The sequence below is a fragment of the Methanothermus sociabilis genome (assembly GCF_055392295.1).
Genome location: NZ_AP042467.1, coordinates 759,384 through 777,363 on the forward strand (window position 1 = coordinate 759,384; position 17,980 = coordinate 777,363).

Sequence of the window (17,980 nt, forward strand, 5' to 3'; positions counted from 1 at the left end):
AGATAATTATATGCCATTCAAAGTTGAAAGAAAAGAAAACATATGTAAAAGAGATTTTGACAGGCCTGGTTGTTGTTGGTATCTTTGTGATAATAGAGATGAAAATTTATGTAAAGATTGTTTTTCATGCTATAACAACTGCCCTCACAATGTTTATGAAATTATTAATGGTGAACCATTCCCAATATGGCATGAAAGATGTGTTGGATGTCGTATATGTGAAGAAATGTGTCCTAATAATGCAATAGAAGTTCACGCAGTACCTGAAGACAGAAGGAATGTCTGGTCATATGCTGATTTAGTGGAAATACAGAGAAAAGCTGAAGAAGGAACATATAAAGTTAGAGGATGTGGAGCAACAAGAAAAGTTCCTACCTTTGATGATCTTGTAATTGTACCTGCACAAGTTTCAAGGCCTCCTATAGATAAATACAGAGAACCATGTAATACCAAAGTTGTTTTAGGAGATAGGTATGCTGAAAAACCTTTAGAATTAGATACTCCAATAATGATAGCCGCAATGTCCTTTGGGGCAATTAGTAAGGAAGCCAAAATAGCATTGGCAATGGGTGCAACATTGGCAGGTACAGCCACAAACACAGGCGAAGGAGGCATGTTACCTGAAGAAAGAAAATATGCTTCAAAACTTATAGCACAGTATGCATCAGGGCGTTTTGGTGTATCAGCTGAATATCTCAACAATGCAGATGCTATAGAAATTAAAATAGGTCAGGGTGCAAAAGCAGGAATGGGAGGACATTTATTAGGAGAAAAGGTTGTAGCTGAAGTAGCAGAGATAAGAATGATACCAGAAGGTACGGATGCCCTTAGTCCTGCAAGACATATGGATATAGTTGGACCTGAAGATCTCAGCATGAAAATTTCACAACTACGAGAAATAACAGACTGGAAGGTGCCAATAATAGTTAAATTCACATCAGGGCGTGTAAGTGACGATGTAAAAATTGCTGCGAAGGCAGGAGCAGATATTGTCGTCGTTGATGGTATGCAAGGAGGTACTGGAGCAGGGCCAGACGTTGTAACAGAACATGCTGGAATTCCAACAATAGCAGCTATAGTAGAAGCAGATGAAGCTTTAAAAGAAATTAATTTAAGAGATGAAGTTAGTTTAGTTGCAGCTGGAGGTATAAGAAGCGGAGCAGATGTTGCAAAAGCTATAGCATTGGGTGCAGATGCTGTATATATTGGAACAGCTGCATTAGTAGCTATAGGTTGTAGAGTTTGTCAAATGTGTCACACAGGCAAATGTAGAAAAGGAATTGCAACTCAAGATCCTATATTAAGAAGACGTCTAGATTATGTAGAAGGAGGAAAGAGAGTTGCAAGATATATTGAAGCAATGACAGAAGAACTCAAAATGTTAACTCAACAAGCTGGAAATACTGACGTTAGAAAATTAGAAAAAGATGATCTTAGAGCATTGAATTTAGAGGCAGCTGCGTTAACTGGTGTTAAAATGGCTGGAATGGATGCACCACTCAAAATTTAGTAAGATAATGCAAAAGAATTTTCAATTATTTTTCTTTCTACTCTACTTAAAAATATTCTCATTTTTAATAATTTATCTATATTTGTTGAAATTGAATCTACACCCATATATATTAATTTTTCAACAATTCTTTCTTCAGTGGCTGCATACCCTGCAACACAACTTTCAACATTTCTTTCATTACATTTTTTTATAATATAAGATGCTATTTTTAAAATTGATGGATGTAAGAAATTAAACAGTTTAGCAACTTTTACCCCTCTCCTATCAACAGCTAAAGTACACATTGTTATGTCACTGAGACCTATAGACACAAAATCAGATCCAACGTCTAAGAATTTATCTATCTGCAATGCACTTCCGGGAGTTTCTATTGATACTCCAACTTTAATATCTCTATGTGGTTTTAGGCCCATTTTATTAAGAATTGATTTGACCATTAAATATTCAGATATATCTCTCACAAAAGGTACCTTCAGAGCAATGTTTGAATAACCTTCATCAATTAACTCTATCAGAGCTTTTAACTCAGCTTTTAAAATTTCAGTTTCTTTTAGATCTCTCGTAATACCTCTATATCCTAAAAGTGGGTTAGGTTCTTTTGGTTCTTTACTACCTTCTAAAGCTGTTAATTCATCTGTTGGTATGTCAAAAGTTCTAATCCAAACAGGTTTTGGATAAAACGAATCAACAACTTTCCTAAGACCATCAACTAAAGTTTTTGTTAATTTTCCTTCTTTAAGGAGTTTATGAGGATGTTTTCCTGTTTCGATGACCATATTCTCTATTCTAACAGATCCAACACCATCTGCATATGGTGCTGCTCTCTCTGCTAATTCAGGTACATTAATATTAATTTTTAAATCTATTCCTGTCTTTGGTTGTGGTAATTCTTCAATTTTTTCTTCTAATTCCATTATACCTTTATATACTCTTCCAGTTTTTCCATCTACAGTTACTATCATCCCATCTTTTAAAACTTTTGTTGCTTTCTCAGTGCCTACAATACAAGGAATTTTTAATTCCCTAAGAACAATAGCAACATGACTTGTCAATCCACCATAATCTGTAACTACTCCTGCCACCCTTTTAAGGTGAGGTATCATATCCCTAGATGCTTTCTTGACAACTACTACTTCTCCACTCTCTATTTTCCTTATATCTTCTTTTTTATGTATTTTTCTTACTCTTCCACTATTAACATATGGACTAGCTCCTATACCTTTAGTTAATATCATATTATACCTCTTCTAATTCTAAATTATCAACAAAAACGTAATTTTTATTTTCAAATTTATATATATTTATTCACATGAAAAATAATTGATGAAGAAAAAACTATTTTTTCCTAAATTAATAATGAAAAATTAATTTTTCGTTAAAATTATATACTAAAACTGAAAAAAATAATTAAAGGTGGTTAAAATGCCAAGATTTAGCACCTGGAAACTTAAATTAAGGATGTTCTTAGCAGTGGCAATATTATTTGGAATCCTGTATGCATTGTTAAGCGTAATTGGAATTTACGCCGGAATCAAAAGTCCTTTAATATATATCCTACTAGCTTTATTCATAGTGTTTATCCAATACTTAATATCTCCAAAAATTGTTGAAATGGGCATGAACATACATTATGTTTCTCCACAAGAAGCTCCAGAATTACATTCAATTGTTGAAGAATTAGCAAGGAATGCTGGAATTCCAAAACCTAAAGTTGGAATAGCCGAAATATCAATACCAAATGCATTTGCATTTGGAAGAAGTAAAAGAGATGGAAGGGTCTGCGTAACACGAGGTATATTGAATCTACTAGATAAAGAAGAATTAAAAGCAGTTTTAGGCCATGAAATATCACATATAAGACACAATGACATGATAGTAATGACTTTTATCAGTGTAGTACCACTAATATGTTATTGGATATTCCAAAGTATGTACTGGGGAAGTCTAATGGACAGGGACAGAGGTTCCTCATTAGTAATAATTGGAATTCTAGCTTTCATTGCATACATGATAGGACAGCTCTTAGTACTCTTTGTCTCAAGAATTAGAGAATATTATGCAGATTTAGGAAGTGTGGAAATTGGTGGAAAACCACATAAACTAGCAAGTGCATTATATAAATTAGTTTATGGGTCAGCAGTCGTAAGTAAAGAAAACAAAGAAGAAGTAAATCAAGTTTCTGGATTTAAAGCTTTCTTTTTAAATGATATTAATCAGGCAGGACATGAAATAAAAGATCTAAAACAAGTTGACATGGACATGAATGGTACAATAAGCAGGGAAGAGCTCGAGAGGCTTAGATACACTCCTGTAAAAATAAGTCTAACAGAGAAAATACTAGAAATCTTTTCAACACATCCTAACACCTTAAAAAGGATTAAAAGATTGTCCGAATTAACAACGTCTGTTTAACTACACCAATGACATTTGAACGTGGTAGCCATGTATTAAGAGGAGTTTCAGTGATAACTTCGTTTGGTAAATAAATTTTTTTAACAGACTTATTATCACTAACTAAATATACCATATCTCCTTCTATCTTACCAACTCTCTTAACAATAAGGCCATAAACCGGATGTTTAGCTATTACAATGTCCCCCACTTTAAAATCTTTTGTTTTTACCGCAATGATTTCTTGTCCATTTTTTAATGTTGGATACATGGAATCTCCACTCACTATGGCAAACATTGGCAATTTGTCTTCACCAAATTGGGATATTATCTTAACATTCACATCTTTATACCCATATTTTTCCGCAATGTTTTTAACATTTTCTTTTATGGATTCAACGGTACTGTCAGGATCATAAATTGCTGCTGAAACATAATTAGATATTTCATGTAACATTTCAGGAGGAGGATTGATGAAAAAATTGGATATTTTTATATCTGATGTTGTTCCATTTGTCTCTATTATTATATTTAGACGATGAAAACTCATATCCTGGAAATTATCACTTGCAAAACCTATCAAAAATAATATAAGTAGGAATATACCAATCCACAAGATTTTTTTCAAGGCCTCACCTCACTTCAAAAATTTTAATTAAAGACCTCGTTGTTTTAATATCAAGTTGTCCCGGAGCTGTTTTTATATTTCCACTAGCAAATGTAATTGGAGAGCCAAAAAGATGAGCTACTACACGAGTAAATTTTCCTAATTCACCCATAGCAATACCAATCACATTTTTTTCTTTATTCATTACTTTTAGCAATGTAAGAACGTCGTCCATATTTTTAGGCATTACAGCAACCTTTGCAATATCTCCAATTTTTTTCTCTTTTTTAATAATTTTTATTAATTTATTTTCACTAGGAGTTTTTTCAAAATCATGAAATGATATTATGCTTTTATTTGAAACCTCTATAACTCTATTTCTATACTTATCCTTCGTAGATAATTCAATATCTGTGTAATCTGCATATTTTGCTGCAGTGGAAAGTAATTTTATTCTATCAACTTCCTTTCCTCTAAAATATCCACCTTCTTTTCTACACCGGTTAGTTACTATACTTGGAAAATCTACATTCTTCATAAGTTTTTTAATGTCATCCACACTAGGGTTCCTTAATGCATCTAATCTAAGTTCTATTATGTCTGCTCCTTCTTCAATATATTGTTTAGCAGATTCCAACATTTTATCTATATTTTCTTCAAATGCAGGCACACAAATTTTTATTTTCATCTTAAACCCCATATTTTTTAATTTTTTACATTACTTACAATTTTATTTTTGATATGTTTTCGGATCCGAAAAATTTATATATGAGTAAAATTAATTATCGATATGTCGGAATGAGGTTTCCGACTTCCATGAAATAGTTGGAGGTGTTAAAAAATGGATCCAATAAATGCAGGTGATACTGCTTGGATGCTTGTATCTACAGCTTTAGTGTTGCTAATGACAGTTCCAGGGGTAGCAATATTCTATGCAGGACTAGTAAGAAAAGAAAATGTATTAAACACAATATTTATGTCGTTTATTGCATTTGCAATAACAAGCATTATATGGGTAATTTATGGATTCCCACTGGCTTTTGGCCAAGACATAAATGGAATAATAGGAGCTCCAGTAAATATTTTGACGAATGGTCTTAACACCAATTCAACACACACACTTGCACCTACAATACCTGCATTTATCTACATAGCATTTCAATTGACTTTTGCAGCAATAACAGTGGCATTAATATCTGGTGCAGTTGTAGAAAGAATGAAATTTTCAGCATGGATGATATTCGTAGCATTATGGGTAAGCCTCGTCTACGTACCAATAGCACATTGGGTCTGGGGCGGAGGATTCCTATCAAAATTAGGTGCACTTGACTTTGCAGGAGGTACTGTAGTACATATAAATTCAGGTATTGCAGCTCTAGCGCTAGCATTATTACTAGGTAAAAGGAAGGATACAAGGTTGTTACCTCATCACCTTGGATATGCAGCAATAGGTGCTGCACTACTATGGTTTGGATGGTTTGGATTTAATGCAGGGTCAGCGTTGACAGCAGGTGGACTTGCAGCATCAGCATTTTTAGTAACTAATACAGCAACTGCAGCTGCAATGATTTCATGGGTAATTTTAGATTACCTAAAAACAGGTAAACCAACATTACTAGGGGCATTGTCAGGTATAGTAGCAGGTCTTGTAGCTATAACACCAGCTGCAGGTTTCGTTACAGTTCCAGCAGCTATCATAATAGGTTTAGTTACAAGTGTATTCTCATACTTTGCAGTGTCTTACCTCAAACCAAAGCTAGGATACGACGATGCACTTGATGTATTTGGTATACATGGTGTTTCAGGTATATGGGGATCAATAGCAACAGGTCTGTTTGCAGCTCCATTCATAAACCCATTAGGTAAAGGACTGTTCTACGGTAATCCAAGTCAAGTGCTTATACAACTTTTAGCTGTAGCAACTGTACTTGTATATTCCTTTGTAGTTACTTTAATAATAGGTAAATTAATAGACATAACCATAGGACTACGTGTATCTGAAAAAGAAGAAATAGAAGGACTAGATACAAACCTCCATGAAGAAACCGGATACAGATTATGATTTGTTTGAGTAAATGTAGGTGGTATTATAAATGAAAATGATAACTGCGATAATAAGGCCCGAAAAACTTGAAGTCGTTAAGAAAAGTTTAGAAAAAATTGGATATCGTGGAATGACTGTCACAGAAGTTAAAGGTTGTGGTAGACAATTAGGAATGACTGAAAGTTATAGAGGAAAGGAATATAGGGTTGACCTCTTACCAAAAACAAAAATTGAGATAGTTGTAGAAGATGATAAAGTAGAGGAGGTTATTCAAACTATAAGGGAAAATGCAAAAACTGGAAATATAGGGGATGGAAAAATATTTATATCAAACATTGAAGACGTAATAAGAGTAAGAACTGGAGAAAGAGGCGAGGATGCGCTTTAGCATCCCCCATTTATTTAATTTTTTATTAAAAAAATGGAGGAGGTCAGGAAAAATGGCCACAATCGAAGAAATAATAAAAAAAATAGAAGAAAATGATATTAAATTTCTTAGACTCCAATTTGTAGACATTCATGGAAATTTCAAAAACCTGGCAGTTCCAATTAACAAGCCTGATGATGTAGAAGACATTGTTAAAGACGGTGTATTGTTTGATGGATCATCAATTGAAGGATTCGTTGAAATAAATGAAAGTGATTTGCTTTTAAAACCAGATATAGACACATTTTCAACCCTTCCATGGAGACCTGAAGAAAAAGGAGTTGCTAGATTTATTTGCGATGTATATTGGCCTGAAGGAAAACCATTTGATGGAGATCCCAGAGGCAGACTAAAAAGAGTCTTAGAAGAATATAGGAAAAAAGAAGGGTATGAATATAATGTTGGACCCGAACCAGAATTTTACATTGTGAAAAAAAATGAAAATGGAGAAATAGTTCCTTGTGATGATGCAACATATTTCGATGTTGAACCAGCAGATAAAGCTACAGACATAAGAAGAGAACTAGTACTTGCCTTAGAGAAATTAAATTTTGATATAGAAATGAGCCATCATGAAGTCGGTCCTGGACAACATGAAATCGATTTTAGATTTGATAATGCATTAAAGACTGCTGACGCAGTCATGACATTTAAACAAGCAATAAAAGCAGTTGTACATAAAATGGGTTACATTGTTACTTTCATGCCAAAACCATTCCAAGGAGAAAATGGAAGTGGTATGCATTGTCACCAATCATTGTTCAAAAAAGATGAAAACATATTTTATGATCCAGATACTCCAACAAAATTGTCAGAAACTGCATTTTACTTCATAGGAGGTTTACTAGAACATGCAAAAGCACTAGCAGCTGTATGTGCACCTACAGTTAATTCCTATAAGAGATTAGTTCCTGGATATGAGGCACCTGTTTACATCTCATATGGATTCAAAAACAGATCAGCATTAATCAGAGTACCAGCAGCAAGAGGAAAAGCAACACGTATAGAATTCAGACTTCCTGATCCATCATGTAACCCATACCTTGCGTTTGTTGCCATGCTTGAAGCTGGTATGGATGGTATTAAAAATAAAATAGATCCTGGCGATCCTGTTGATCTTAATATTTATAAGCTTAGTGAAGATGAACTTAAAAAATTGGGTATAGATGTCCTACCTTCCAGTCTTTGGGAAGCATATCATGCATTAGAAGAAGATGAAGTTGTCAGCTCAGCTTTAGGTGAATACATATATGAGAAATTCTATTCCTTCAAGAAGAAAGAATGGGATGACTACAGATCCCAAGTATTTAAATATGAAATAGATAGGTACCTAAACATTTAATTTTTTGTCTTTTTCTTTTTTTCTTTTTTTAATTTGTTAATACATCCTAAATAAATTTAGCCATACCTAACTCAGAGGTATCAAATGGATCTAAAAAATCTATTTAGAAAAAAATCTTCCGAACTAATTATCAAGGAAACCGAAGCAAAAGAACATAAATTAAAAAAGGCATTAAGCGTATATGACTTGATCGCATTAGGTATTGGTGCAATTATTGGAAGTGGTATATATGTAGTTACTGGCATTGCAGCTGTCAAAGCAGGTCCAGCAGTTATATTATCATTTATTTTAGCAGCAATAGCATGTGCATTTGCTGCAGTTTCTTATGCTGAACTGGCATCAATGTTTCCAATTACAGGTTCAACATACAATTATGCCTATGTTGCAATGGGAGAATTTTTTGCGTGGATTATAGGCTGGGATTTAATACTTGAATATGTTTTTTGCTTACCAGCTGTTGCAGTGGGATGGTCAGGATACTTCACAAATTTATTAGCCAGTGTTGGAATAAATATTCCTAATTATTTAGCCAATTCTTTTTTACAAGCACCTAATGGATTTATCAATGTTCCAGCGATTGGAATATTGTTATTTATCGCTATATTAAATTATATTGGTGTAAGAAGAGTTGCCAGTAGTAACAACTTGATGGTAGCACTTAAAATTTTAGTACTTTTATTCTTTGTTTTTATTGCTGTTTGGCATGTAAAACCAATTAATTGGCACCCATTTATGCCATTTGGTTGGCAGGGAGTACTAGCAGGTGCAGCAATTGCATTTTATGCTTTCATAGGTTTTGATGCAGTATCTACAGCCGCTGAAGAAACAAAAAATCCTGGCAGAGACATGCCAGCAGGAATTCTTGGATCTCTAGGAATCAGTACTTTATTATATATTGCAGTCTCAATTGTTCTCACAGGCATAGTGTCTTACACTAAACTAAATAATCCAGCCCCTATTGCCGAAGCCTTAAAAATAATAGGCATGAACTGGGCATGTGGATTAATTTCATTGGGAGCCTTAGTAGCAATCACAAGTGTATTAATTGTTATGTTCTATGGTGCAACGAGAATTATATTTGCAATTTCCAGAGATGGTCTACTACCTCCAATTTTTTCTAAAGTTCATAAAAAATACAGGACCCCAAGCATATCTATAGCTTTAATTGCAATTGTAACAATGTTGACAGCCGGGTTCTTACCAATAAACATAATTGTAGAATTTGTGAATATAGGGACGATGCTAGCATTTGTTCTCACATCCCTCAGTGTAATAGTGTTAAGATATACCCAACCTGACCTACCAAGGAAATTCAAAGCACCTGGTGTACCAGTGGTACCTATTTTGGCAATAATTTCAATGCTCTTGCTTATGATGTCTCTTTCATGGGAAACATGGGTCAGACTTGTTGTGTGGTTTATAATAGGATTATTTGTGTATTTTGGATATGGAAGACACCGTAGTATATTAGCAAAAAACAATGAACAAGAATAAAAAAATTGTTTTTTCTACTTTTTTTATTTTTTAATTTTTTACTTAATAAGAGAAAGATTATATATTAAAAAATTACTTTTTATTATTAACCAAGCTTTTGGAGGATGAAAAGTTGGGAAATGTCTTGAAAGTTGGTGTAGGACAGGATAAAAATCCTAAAAAAGCTGTGGACATGGCATTGAATAATGTAGAAAATCCAGATTTAACATTGGTTTTTGCATCTTCAAATTTAAACATGGAAAAAATATATGAAACTATTAAAGATGAAGTTGGAGATAGCTGTGTAGTTGGAGGCAGTACTGCAGGAGAATTTTCATCAGTAGTTGAAGAACCAAAAGAGAATACTGTGGCTGTAATGACAATAGAAAGTCCGTATTTAGGTGTGGGAGTAGGAATAGGTGAAAAAATAAGTGAAGATCCATTCAAATGTGGAAGAACAGCAGTTCGTGATGCATATTCATCATTTAAAGGTAAGGGAACTCTATCATCATTAATGTCAGTTGCATTCATGTCCAAACGTGCATCAGAAATATCAAAATTAAAACCCTTTGTAAATATTGTCATCCCTGATGGTTTGTGTGGAAAAGAAGAAGAATTTCTAAGAGGAGTTGTTTATGAAAGTGAAAGTACCACTCCAATAATTGGAGGATCTACTGGAGATAATTTAAAGTTTGAAAAAACATTTCAAATTTGTAATGGTTTATATTCCAATGCAGGAGTTGTCACTGTACTTGGAACTGTATTAAAAATTGGATGTGGTTATGGACATCCCTATACACCTACTAATAAAACTGCAGTAGTCACAAAGTCTGAAGGTAGAGTGCTTTATGAATTAAACCACAAACCTGCTGATGAGGTCATAAAGGAATTTCTAAATGTTGATGAGCTCACTTATGAAATGTTTTCAACAAAAACATTCGGTGTCAAATCTTCGGATGTTTTTGGAGAATATACAATAAAAGCTCCAGCGAAAATCAACGACGATGGGAGTATTATGTTTTACTCTGAAGTAAAAGAAGGTAGTTTATTAACATTGATGGAAACTAATAAAGAAAATGCTATAAATTCTTTCAAAAACACATTAAAAGCTGCAATTCATGATGCTGGTAATCCAGAAAACATTGGATGTATTATTATTTTCAATTGTGTTCTAAAATATTTACTCAACAAAAAATTGGGAATAAATGACCTTGAAATTATTAGAGAAATGTTAGGAGATGTTCCAGTTATTGGATTCAACACTTATGGAGAACAAGGTGCAACATTAGGTGGCTCAATTGGCCATTACAATCAAACCTCAACATTAATGGTAATTGGAGATGAAGTAATTACTCAATAACACAATGCTTTTTTCATTTTTTAACAAATTCTTCTTTTTTTGAATTCTAAAGTTAAATTATTAATAATAGAAAAATTAAGTTTTTAATGCAAAAGAGCAAAAAATAATTATCTTTACTATAATTTTTCCCATAATACTAGGAGGTCGCTAAATGAGAAATATCTGTGTTGAAAGTGTTAAACAATTGCCCATTGAAAATCAAGACATTGAAATTGTGGAAAGAAAAGGAATAGGTCATCCGGATAGTATAAGTGATGGTATTGCAGAATCTGTAAGCCGTGCATTATGTAAAGCATATTTAGAACGATTTGGTGCAATTATGCATCACAACACAGATGAAGTACAAGTCATTGCTGGAGAATCTTCTCCAAAGTTTGGTGGCGGCGAAGTAATAAAGCCCATACATATTTTATTAGCAGGGAGGGGAGTAGCTGAAGTTAAAGGAGAAAAAATTGGGCTAAATAGAATTTCAATTGCAGCAGCAAAAGAATATCTTAAAGAAAATATAAGAAATCTTGATGTTGAAACATCTGTAGTAATCGAATGTAAAATAGGTCATGGATCAGCAGAATTACAAGAAGTATTTGAAAGAAAAAAAGATAAAATACCTTTAGCAAATGATACTTCATTTGGTGTAGGTTTTGCACCATTATCAGAAACAGAAAAAATAGTATTAGAAAGTGAAAAATTGCTTAACTCAGATAAATTTAAAAAGAAATATCCGATGATTGGAGAAGATATTAAAGTTATGGGATTAAGAGAGAAAGATAAAATTACATTGACACTTGCATGTGCGATGGTAGATAAATATATAGATGATCTTGACACTTATAAAGAAGCTAAAGCTGTAATAAAAGAAACTTTACGTAAATTAGTTTCTAAACATACAGAAAGAGACGTAGACATCTATGTAAATACTGCTGATCGTTATGATGAAAAAGAACCTTCTATATATTTAACAGTAACTGGTACTTCAGCTGAAATGGGAGATGATGGATCTACTGGTCGTGGTAACAGAGCAAATGGATTAATAACGCCAAACAGACCAATGTCTCTAGAGGCATGTTCTGGTAAAAACCCTGTAAATCATGTTGGTAAAATTTACAATTTATTATCAAATGAAATTGCTGAAAAAATTGTAAATGAGGTTGATTCCGTATTAGAAGCACAAATATTACTACTAAGTCAAATTGGTAAACCAATAGATAATCCAAAGGTTGCAGATTGTCGTGTTATCTTAGAAGAAGGATGTAAACTATCAGAAGTGAAAAGTGATATTGAAGCTATTATTGATGATTCACTTGAAAACATACAAAAAATTACAGAGAAATTAATAGATGGCAAAATAACTACATTTTAATTTACTCTAAAAACTCTGTTAAGGATGAAACCCGAAAGTTTTTTATATTTGTCAATTAAAACTACTAACAAAAAGCATGGTAAATAGAACTTTATCTAAATTTTGAATTACCTACAATTAATTTTCTTTTCATTATTAATTTTTGGAAATTCTTACTAAGGAGGTCTACAATGGCAATAAAAGAAGCAGAAAAATTTTACAAACCTCATGAAATTGAAAAGAAGATTCAGGAATTCTGGGAAGAAAATGATATTTATGAAAAAGTAAAAGAAAATAGAAAAAATGGACCAATTTATTCTTTTTTAGATGGGCCTCCATATTGTAGTGGTCGTATTCATCTAGGAACAGCATGGAATAAAATTATAAAAGATACATATCTCAGATTTAAAAGCATGCAAGGGTTTAATGTAAATAGGAAGCCTGGATGGGACGCTCATGGTCTTCCAATCGAACATAAAGTTGAAAAAAAGTTAGGAGTAAAAACAAAGAAAGAAATTGAAGAAGAAATAGGAATAGCTAATTTTGTGAGTGAATGTAAAAAATTTGCCATAGAAAATAAAAATGCAATGACTAAACAATTTAAAAAATTAGGAGTTTGGATGGACTGGGACGATCCCTATATAACTTTTGATCCAAATTACATAGAATCCTGTTGGTGGACAATAAAAAAAGCTCATGAAAAGGATTTATTAAAAAAAGATTTACGTGTTATAACTTGGTGTCCTAGATGTGAAACTGCTATTGCTTCAGCAGAAATTGAATATAAAGAAACAGAAGATCCATCCATTTATGTTAAATTTCCAATAGAAGAAAACAAATATATATTAGTGTGGACAACTACTCCTTGGACTTTACCTGCCAATCTTGCTGTAGCTGTACATCCTGATTTTGATTATGCATATGTGAAAAATGGTAAAGATATATATATTCTAGCAAAAGACTTAGTTGACAAAATATTTGAAAATTATGAAGTTTTAAAAACTGTAAAAGGAAAAGAATTAGAAGGAATGAAATATAAGCATCCTCTTGAAGAAGAAGTACCATACCAAAAAAATCATGAACATAAAATTGTTGTTAGTGAACATGTAACTCTTTCTGAAGGTACTGGTTGTGTACATATAGCTCCAGGTCATGGTCCAGAAGATTTTGAAATTGGTAAAAAATATAATTTAGAAATATTTTGCCCAGTAGATGAATCTGGAAAATTTAAAAAAGAAGCTGGTAAATACAAAGGAAAATTTGTTAAAGAAGCTGATAAAGATATAATTTCTGATCTTAAATCAAAGGATCTATTATTTAAAGAGGAAACAATAAGACACAGATATGGATTTTGCTGGAGATGTAAAACTCCAATAATATATAGAGCAACAAAACAATGGTTCTTAACAGTTACAAAAATTAAAGATAAAATGTTGGAAGAAATTGATAAAGTTGTGTGGATCCCAGAATGGGCTGGCATGAGTAGATTTAAAGATTGGGTAAAAAATGCAGAAGATTGGACAATATCAAGACAAAGATATTGGGGAACTCCATTACCTATTTGGATATGTGAAAAATGTAACAAAATTACAGTAGTAGGTTCAATACAGGAATTAAAAGAAAAAGCTATTGAAAAGAATTTTTCAGGAGATTTTGTACATAGACCTCTTATAGATAAAATATTTCTTAAATGTGAATGTGGAGGAAAGATGAAAAGAATACCTGATGTACTTGATGTCTGGATTGATTCTGGAGTAGCTGGATGGGCATCAATAAATTACCCAAAAGAAAAGAAACTTTTTGAGAAACTATTTCCATATGATTTCATAACTGAAGGTCATGATCAGACCAGAGGATGGTTCTATTCCCAACTTGGCTGTGGAGTTATAGCCCATGAAAAAATTCCATACAAAAAAGTTTTAATGCATGGATTTACACTTGATGAACAAGGAAGGAAGATGAGTAAATCCTTAGGCAATGTTGTTGAACCTGAAGAAGTTATTAGAAAATATGGTGCTGATGTGTTAAGATTTTATTTATTATGGGCAAACAAGCCATGGGAAGATTTAAGATTTGTATGGGAAGAAGTTAAAACCGTAAATAAGATGTTTAACATACTTTGGAACGTATATGTTTTTGCAACAACTTATATGTCACTGGATAACTTCAACCCACACAAATGTAAGGAATTTGAACTTAAGAAAGAAGATAAATGGATATTATCTAAAGTAAATTCAGTTGCAAAAAAAGTAAGTGAATATATGGAAAATCTGCTACTTCACAAGGCCTCAAGAATAATTTATGATTTCATTGTTGAAGATTTAAGTAGATGGTATGTAAAATTAATTAGAAGTCGTACTTGGATAGAAAAAGACGATCCTATTAAATTAGGAGCATATTATGCATTATATAATGTCTTAAAGCAATTAATTACAATAATGGCACCAATAACACCCCATATAACTGAAGAAATTTATCAAAATATTGTTAGGGGTGTTGATCCAGCAGCTCCTGAAAGTGTACATATGCTAGATTGGGAATATTCAGAGGAACTCATATCACAGAAATTAGAAGAAAAGATGGAGATTGTAAGAGATATAGTAGAAGCTAGTATAAGAGCACGTGATAAAGCACAATATAAATTAAGATGGCCAATGAAAAAATTGTATGTCATTTCTAACAATGAAAAAGTTAAAGAAGCTATCTCAGACCTTAAAGACATTCTCCTCGATCAATGTAACACAAAATCAATTACCTATGATACAAAATTCCCTAAAGCTAAAACAAAAATAGAAGTTAACTATAAGACTCTTGGTCCTAAATTGCGCCAAGACATGCCACTATTACTCAACAAACTTAAAGAAATTGATGCAAACGAATTAAAAGAAAGGATAGAAGAAGATGGCTTTTATGAAATAGAAATAAATGGTAGAACTGTCAAACTAGAAAAAGAAGATTTAATATTCAAGGAAGAACTGCCAGAAAATATATTTAGTTCTAAATTTAAATATGGCAGGGTGTACATAGATGTTGAACTTACTCCAGAAATAGAGGCAGAAGCAATGGCTAGAGAACTTATAAGAAGAATACAGAGTATGAGAAAAGACCTTGATTTACATGTGGAAGCTAGAATTGATGTAGCGGTTGAATGTAGCGATAGATTTAGAAAATTAGTACAGAAACACCTTGATTATATAAAAGAAGAAGTTAGAGCAAAGCAATTTAACTTCGGAACTGGTTCTGGTTATAAAAAATCATGGGAAATTGATGGAGAAGAAGTAATAATTTACATACAAAAATAGGTTGCTGATAAATTTGCTAACAAATTCTGAATTAAAATACATAAAAAAAAGACTAGGACGAGATCCTAACCCACTGGAATATGGAATGCTAGATGTCATGTTTTCTGAACATTGTTCATACAAAAGTAGTAGGCCTGTTATCAAAATGTTTCCAACAGAAGGTGACAAAGTTATTGTTGGACCTGGAGATGATGCTGGTGTAATCGAAATTAATAAAAAATTTGCTTTGGCAGTAGGTATAGAAAGTCATAATCATCCTTCAGCAATCGAACCATACAGTGGTGCAGGAACTGGTATTGGTGGAATATTGCGTGATATAATTTCTATGGGAGCATGGCCAATTGCACTTCTGGATTCATTACATTTTGGACATTTGGAGGATCAAAGATCATGTTATCTATTTGAAAACGTTGTTAAAGGAATATCTGATTATGGAAATAGAGTAGGGGTTCCAACCGTAGCAGGTGAAGTAGAATTTGATGAAAACTTCAAATTAAATCCTCTTGTAAATGTAATGTGTATAGGTATAGTTCCAAAAAAGAAAATAAAAAGAGGAATTGCACCCAATGTAGGTGATGTATTCTTTTTAATGGGTGGACTAACAGGTAGGGATGGAATTCATGGAGTAACCTTTGCTTCTGAAGAATTAACCAGTGAATCAGAAATAGAAGATCGTCCAGCAGTTCAAATAGGTGATCCATTTACAAAAAAAATAGTCATGGAAGCTTCTTTTGAAATAATGGAAAAAATACCTGTTTCAGGTGTTAAAGATCTTGGCGGTGGCGGTCTAACATGTTGTATTTCAGAAATGGTTGCAAAATGTAACAATGGAGCAGAAGTATATGTTGATAAGGTTCCATTACGAGAAAAGAACATGACTCCATATGAAATAATGCTCTCAGAATCTCAAGAAAGAATGATGTTTGTGATGCCACCAAAGTATGTAGAAAAAGCTTTAAAAATATGTAAGAAGCATGAAATACCTGCTGCAGCTGTAGTTGGTAAAGTAACTGATACAGGTAGGTTAGTTGTAAAGAAAAACAATAAAATTATAGCAGATATCCCTGCAGATTTATTGGCTAATCCTCCAGTTGTATACAGAGAATCCAGAAAACCAAAAAAGATTAAAACTAAAATACCTGATGTAGAGCATCCTCACCCAGAAGAAGCTTTAAAAAAGGTTCTATCATCTCAAAATATAGCAGATAAAAGTTGGGTATATTATCAATATGATTATGATGTACAGATAAGAACTATTGTTAAACCAGGAGATGATGCTGCAGTATTAAGGATTGATGATAAAACAGCTATAGCAGCCACTGTTGATAGTAATTGTGCCCATACAAAATTAAGTCCATATCATGGTGGTGCAGGATCAGTTGCAGAAGCTATAAGAAATGTTGTCTCCATGGGTGCATGGCCAATTTGTATTGTAGATTGTCTTAATTTTGGCAATCCTGAAAAACCTGAAATATTTTGGCAATTTAAAGAATGTGTCAAGGGGATGGCAAAGGTTGCAAAAAAATTCAAAGTACCTGTAATAAGTGGTAATGTTAGTTTTTATAATGAAACTGAAGGTATAGCTGTTAATCCTTCACCAGTGGTAGGCGTTGTAGGTAAAGTACCCATAAATAATATTCGAACCCTTGAATTTAAAAATAAAGGTGATAAAATTATAATGGTTAGCAAAACATACAAAGAACTCGGTGGTTCAGAATATTATAAAGTTGTTCATGGTATTTCCAGCGGGATAGTCCCAAAGGTAAGGATCCAAGATGAAATAGCAGCTGCTAAATCTATTTATAATCTTGTTTCTAAAGACAATGAAAATAAAATCACTGCAATTCATGACTGTTCTAAGGGAGGACTTGCTATTGCATTGAGTGAAATGGCAATAAGAAGCGGTATTGGCGCTAAAATAGATTTAGATTTAGTGCCTAAATCAGAAAATATTGATAAAATCGAAACTTTATTTTCAGAATCACATGGAAGATACATAATGACCGTAGATAAATCGGTTGCAAATGATTTTATAAAAGAAATAAATGTCCCAGCAAAAATAATAGGAAAAGTTACATCTAAAAAACTTAAAATTAATGATATAATAAACATAAGTGTTAAGGAACTTCAGGAAAGTTATTATGGTGTCATAGAAAATTTTGTTGTATAATCTCTTGAGAAT

The 17,980-nt window shown here is 32.7% G+C and carries 13 protein-coding genes; 10 read left to right on the forward strand and 3 right to left on the reverse strand.

Annotated elements, in window-relative coordinates; all coding sequences use genetic code 11:
• Nucleotides 1-10: 10 nt before the first annotated feature.
• On the forward strand, nucleotides 11-1,510 hold the full coding sequence (locus ACZ5LY_RS04240) for a glutamate synthase-related protein (RefSeq protein WP_013414178.1): 1,500 nt from the start codon (nucleotides 11-13) through the stop codon (nucleotides 1,508-1,510).
• Here ACZ5LY_RS04240 and ACZ5LY_RS04245 read toward each other — a convergent pair.
• Nucleotides 1,507-2,748 (reverse strand): putative PEP-binding protein, encoded by a 1,242-nt coding sequence (locus ACZ5LY_RS04245; RefSeq protein ID WP_013414179.1) that lies wholly within the window; start codon nucleotides 2,746-2,748, stop codon nucleotides 1,507-1,509. The genes ACZ5LY_RS04240 and ACZ5LY_RS04245 overlap by 4 nt on opposite strands.
• A gap of 187 nt (nucleotides 2,749-2,935) precedes the next feature.
• Here ACZ5LY_RS04245 and ACZ5LY_RS04250 point away from each other — a divergent pair, with 187 nt between their 5' ends.
• Nucleotides 2,936-3,925 carry a zinc metalloprotease HtpX gene (locus tag ACZ5LY_RS04250; RefSeq protein ID WP_464577019.1) on the forward strand — a complete coding sequence of 330 codons (990 nt, stop codon included), beginning with the start codon at nucleotides 2,936-2,938 and terminating at the stop codon, nucleotides 3,923-3,925.
• On the opposite strand, the gene ACZ5LY_RS04255 is transcribed toward ACZ5LY_RS04250, so the two are convergent.
• The gene (locus tag ACZ5LY_RS04255; protein ID WP_464577021.1) at nucleotides 3,891-4,532 is read right to left on the reverse strand and encodes a S24 family peptidase; all 642 of its coding nucleotides are present in this window, start codon (nucleotides 4,530-4,532) and stop codon (nucleotides 3,891-3,893) included. The two genes, ACZ5LY_RS04250 and ACZ5LY_RS04255, sit on opposite strands and share 35 nt — an antisense overlap.
• Nucleotides 4,533-4,536: 4 nt before the next feature.
• Nucleotides 4,537-5,199 (reverse strand): type I 3-dehydroquinate dehydratase, encoded by a 663-nt coding sequence (aroD, locus tag ACZ5LY_RS04260; RefSeq protein ID WP_013414182.1) that lies wholly within the window; start codon nucleotides 5,197-5,199, stop codon nucleotides 4,537-4,539.
• A 153-nt stretch (nucleotides 5,200-5,352) separates the two neighbouring features.
• On the opposite strand from aroD, the gene ACZ5LY_RS04265 reads away from it, so the two are divergent.
• The 8 genes from ACZ5LY_RS04265 (at nucleotide 5,353) to purL (ending at nucleotide 17,968) form a co-directional block, all read left to right on the forward strand.
• Nucleotides 5,353-6,573: an ammonium transporter gene (locus ACZ5LY_RS04265; RefSeq protein ID WP_464577023.1), complete on the forward strand. Its 1,221-nt coding sequence runs from the start codon at nucleotides 5,353-5,355 to the stop codon at nucleotides 6,571-6,573.
• Between the two features lie 31 nt (nucleotides 6,574-6,604).
• Entirely contained in the window at nucleotides 6,605-6,943 is a 339-nt protein-coding gene (locus ACZ5LY_RS04270; RefSeq protein ID WP_013414183.1) for a P-II family nitrogen regulator, read from the forward strand.
• Between the two features lie 52 nt (nucleotides 6,944-6,995).
• Nucleotides 6,996-8,324 (forward strand): type I glutamate--ammonia ligase, encoded by a 1,329-nt coding sequence (gene glnA / locus ACZ5LY_RS04275; protein ID WP_464577026.1) that lies wholly within the window; start codon nucleotides 6,996-6,998, stop codon nucleotides 8,322-8,324.
• An 84-nt stretch (nucleotides 8,325-8,408) separates the two neighbouring features.
• Nucleotides 8,409-9,818: an amino acid permease gene (locus tag ACZ5LY_RS04280; protein WP_013414185.1), complete on the forward strand. Its 1,410-nt coding sequence runs from the start codon at nucleotides 8,409-8,411 to the stop codon at nucleotides 9,816-9,818.
• A 112-nt stretch (nucleotides 9,819-9,930) separates the two neighbouring features.
• The gene (locus ACZ5LY_RS04285) at nucleotides 9,931-11,157 is read left to right on the forward strand and encodes an FIST signal transduction protein (RefSeq protein ID WP_464577029.1); all 1,227 of its coding nucleotides are present in this window, start codon (nucleotides 9,931-9,933) and stop codon (nucleotides 11,155-11,157) included.
• A gap of 151 nt (nucleotides 11,158-11,308) precedes the next feature.
• Nucleotides 11,309-12,517, forward strand: a complete 1,209-nt coding sequence (locus tag ACZ5LY_RS04290; protein WP_464577031.1) for a methionine adenosyltransferase — start codon at nucleotides 11,309-11,311, stop codon at nucleotides 12,515-12,517.
• A gap of 170 nt (nucleotides 12,518-12,687) precedes the next feature.
• Nucleotides 12,688-15,798, forward strand: coding sequence for an isoleucine--tRNA ligase (ileS, locus tag ACZ5LY_RS04295; RefSeq protein ID WP_464577033.1), 3,111 nt, complete (start codon nucleotides 12,688-12,690; stop codon nucleotides 15,796-15,798).
• 13 nt (nucleotides 15,799-15,811) lie between these two features.
• Complete coding sequence (gene purL / locus ACZ5LY_RS04300; RefSeq protein WP_464577035.1) at nucleotides 15,812-17,968, forward strand: phosphoribosylformylglycinamidine synthase subunit PurL; 2,157 nt, start codon at nucleotides 15,812-15,814, stop codon at nucleotides 17,966-17,968.
• Nucleotides 17,969-17,980 lie beyond the last annotated feature (12 nt).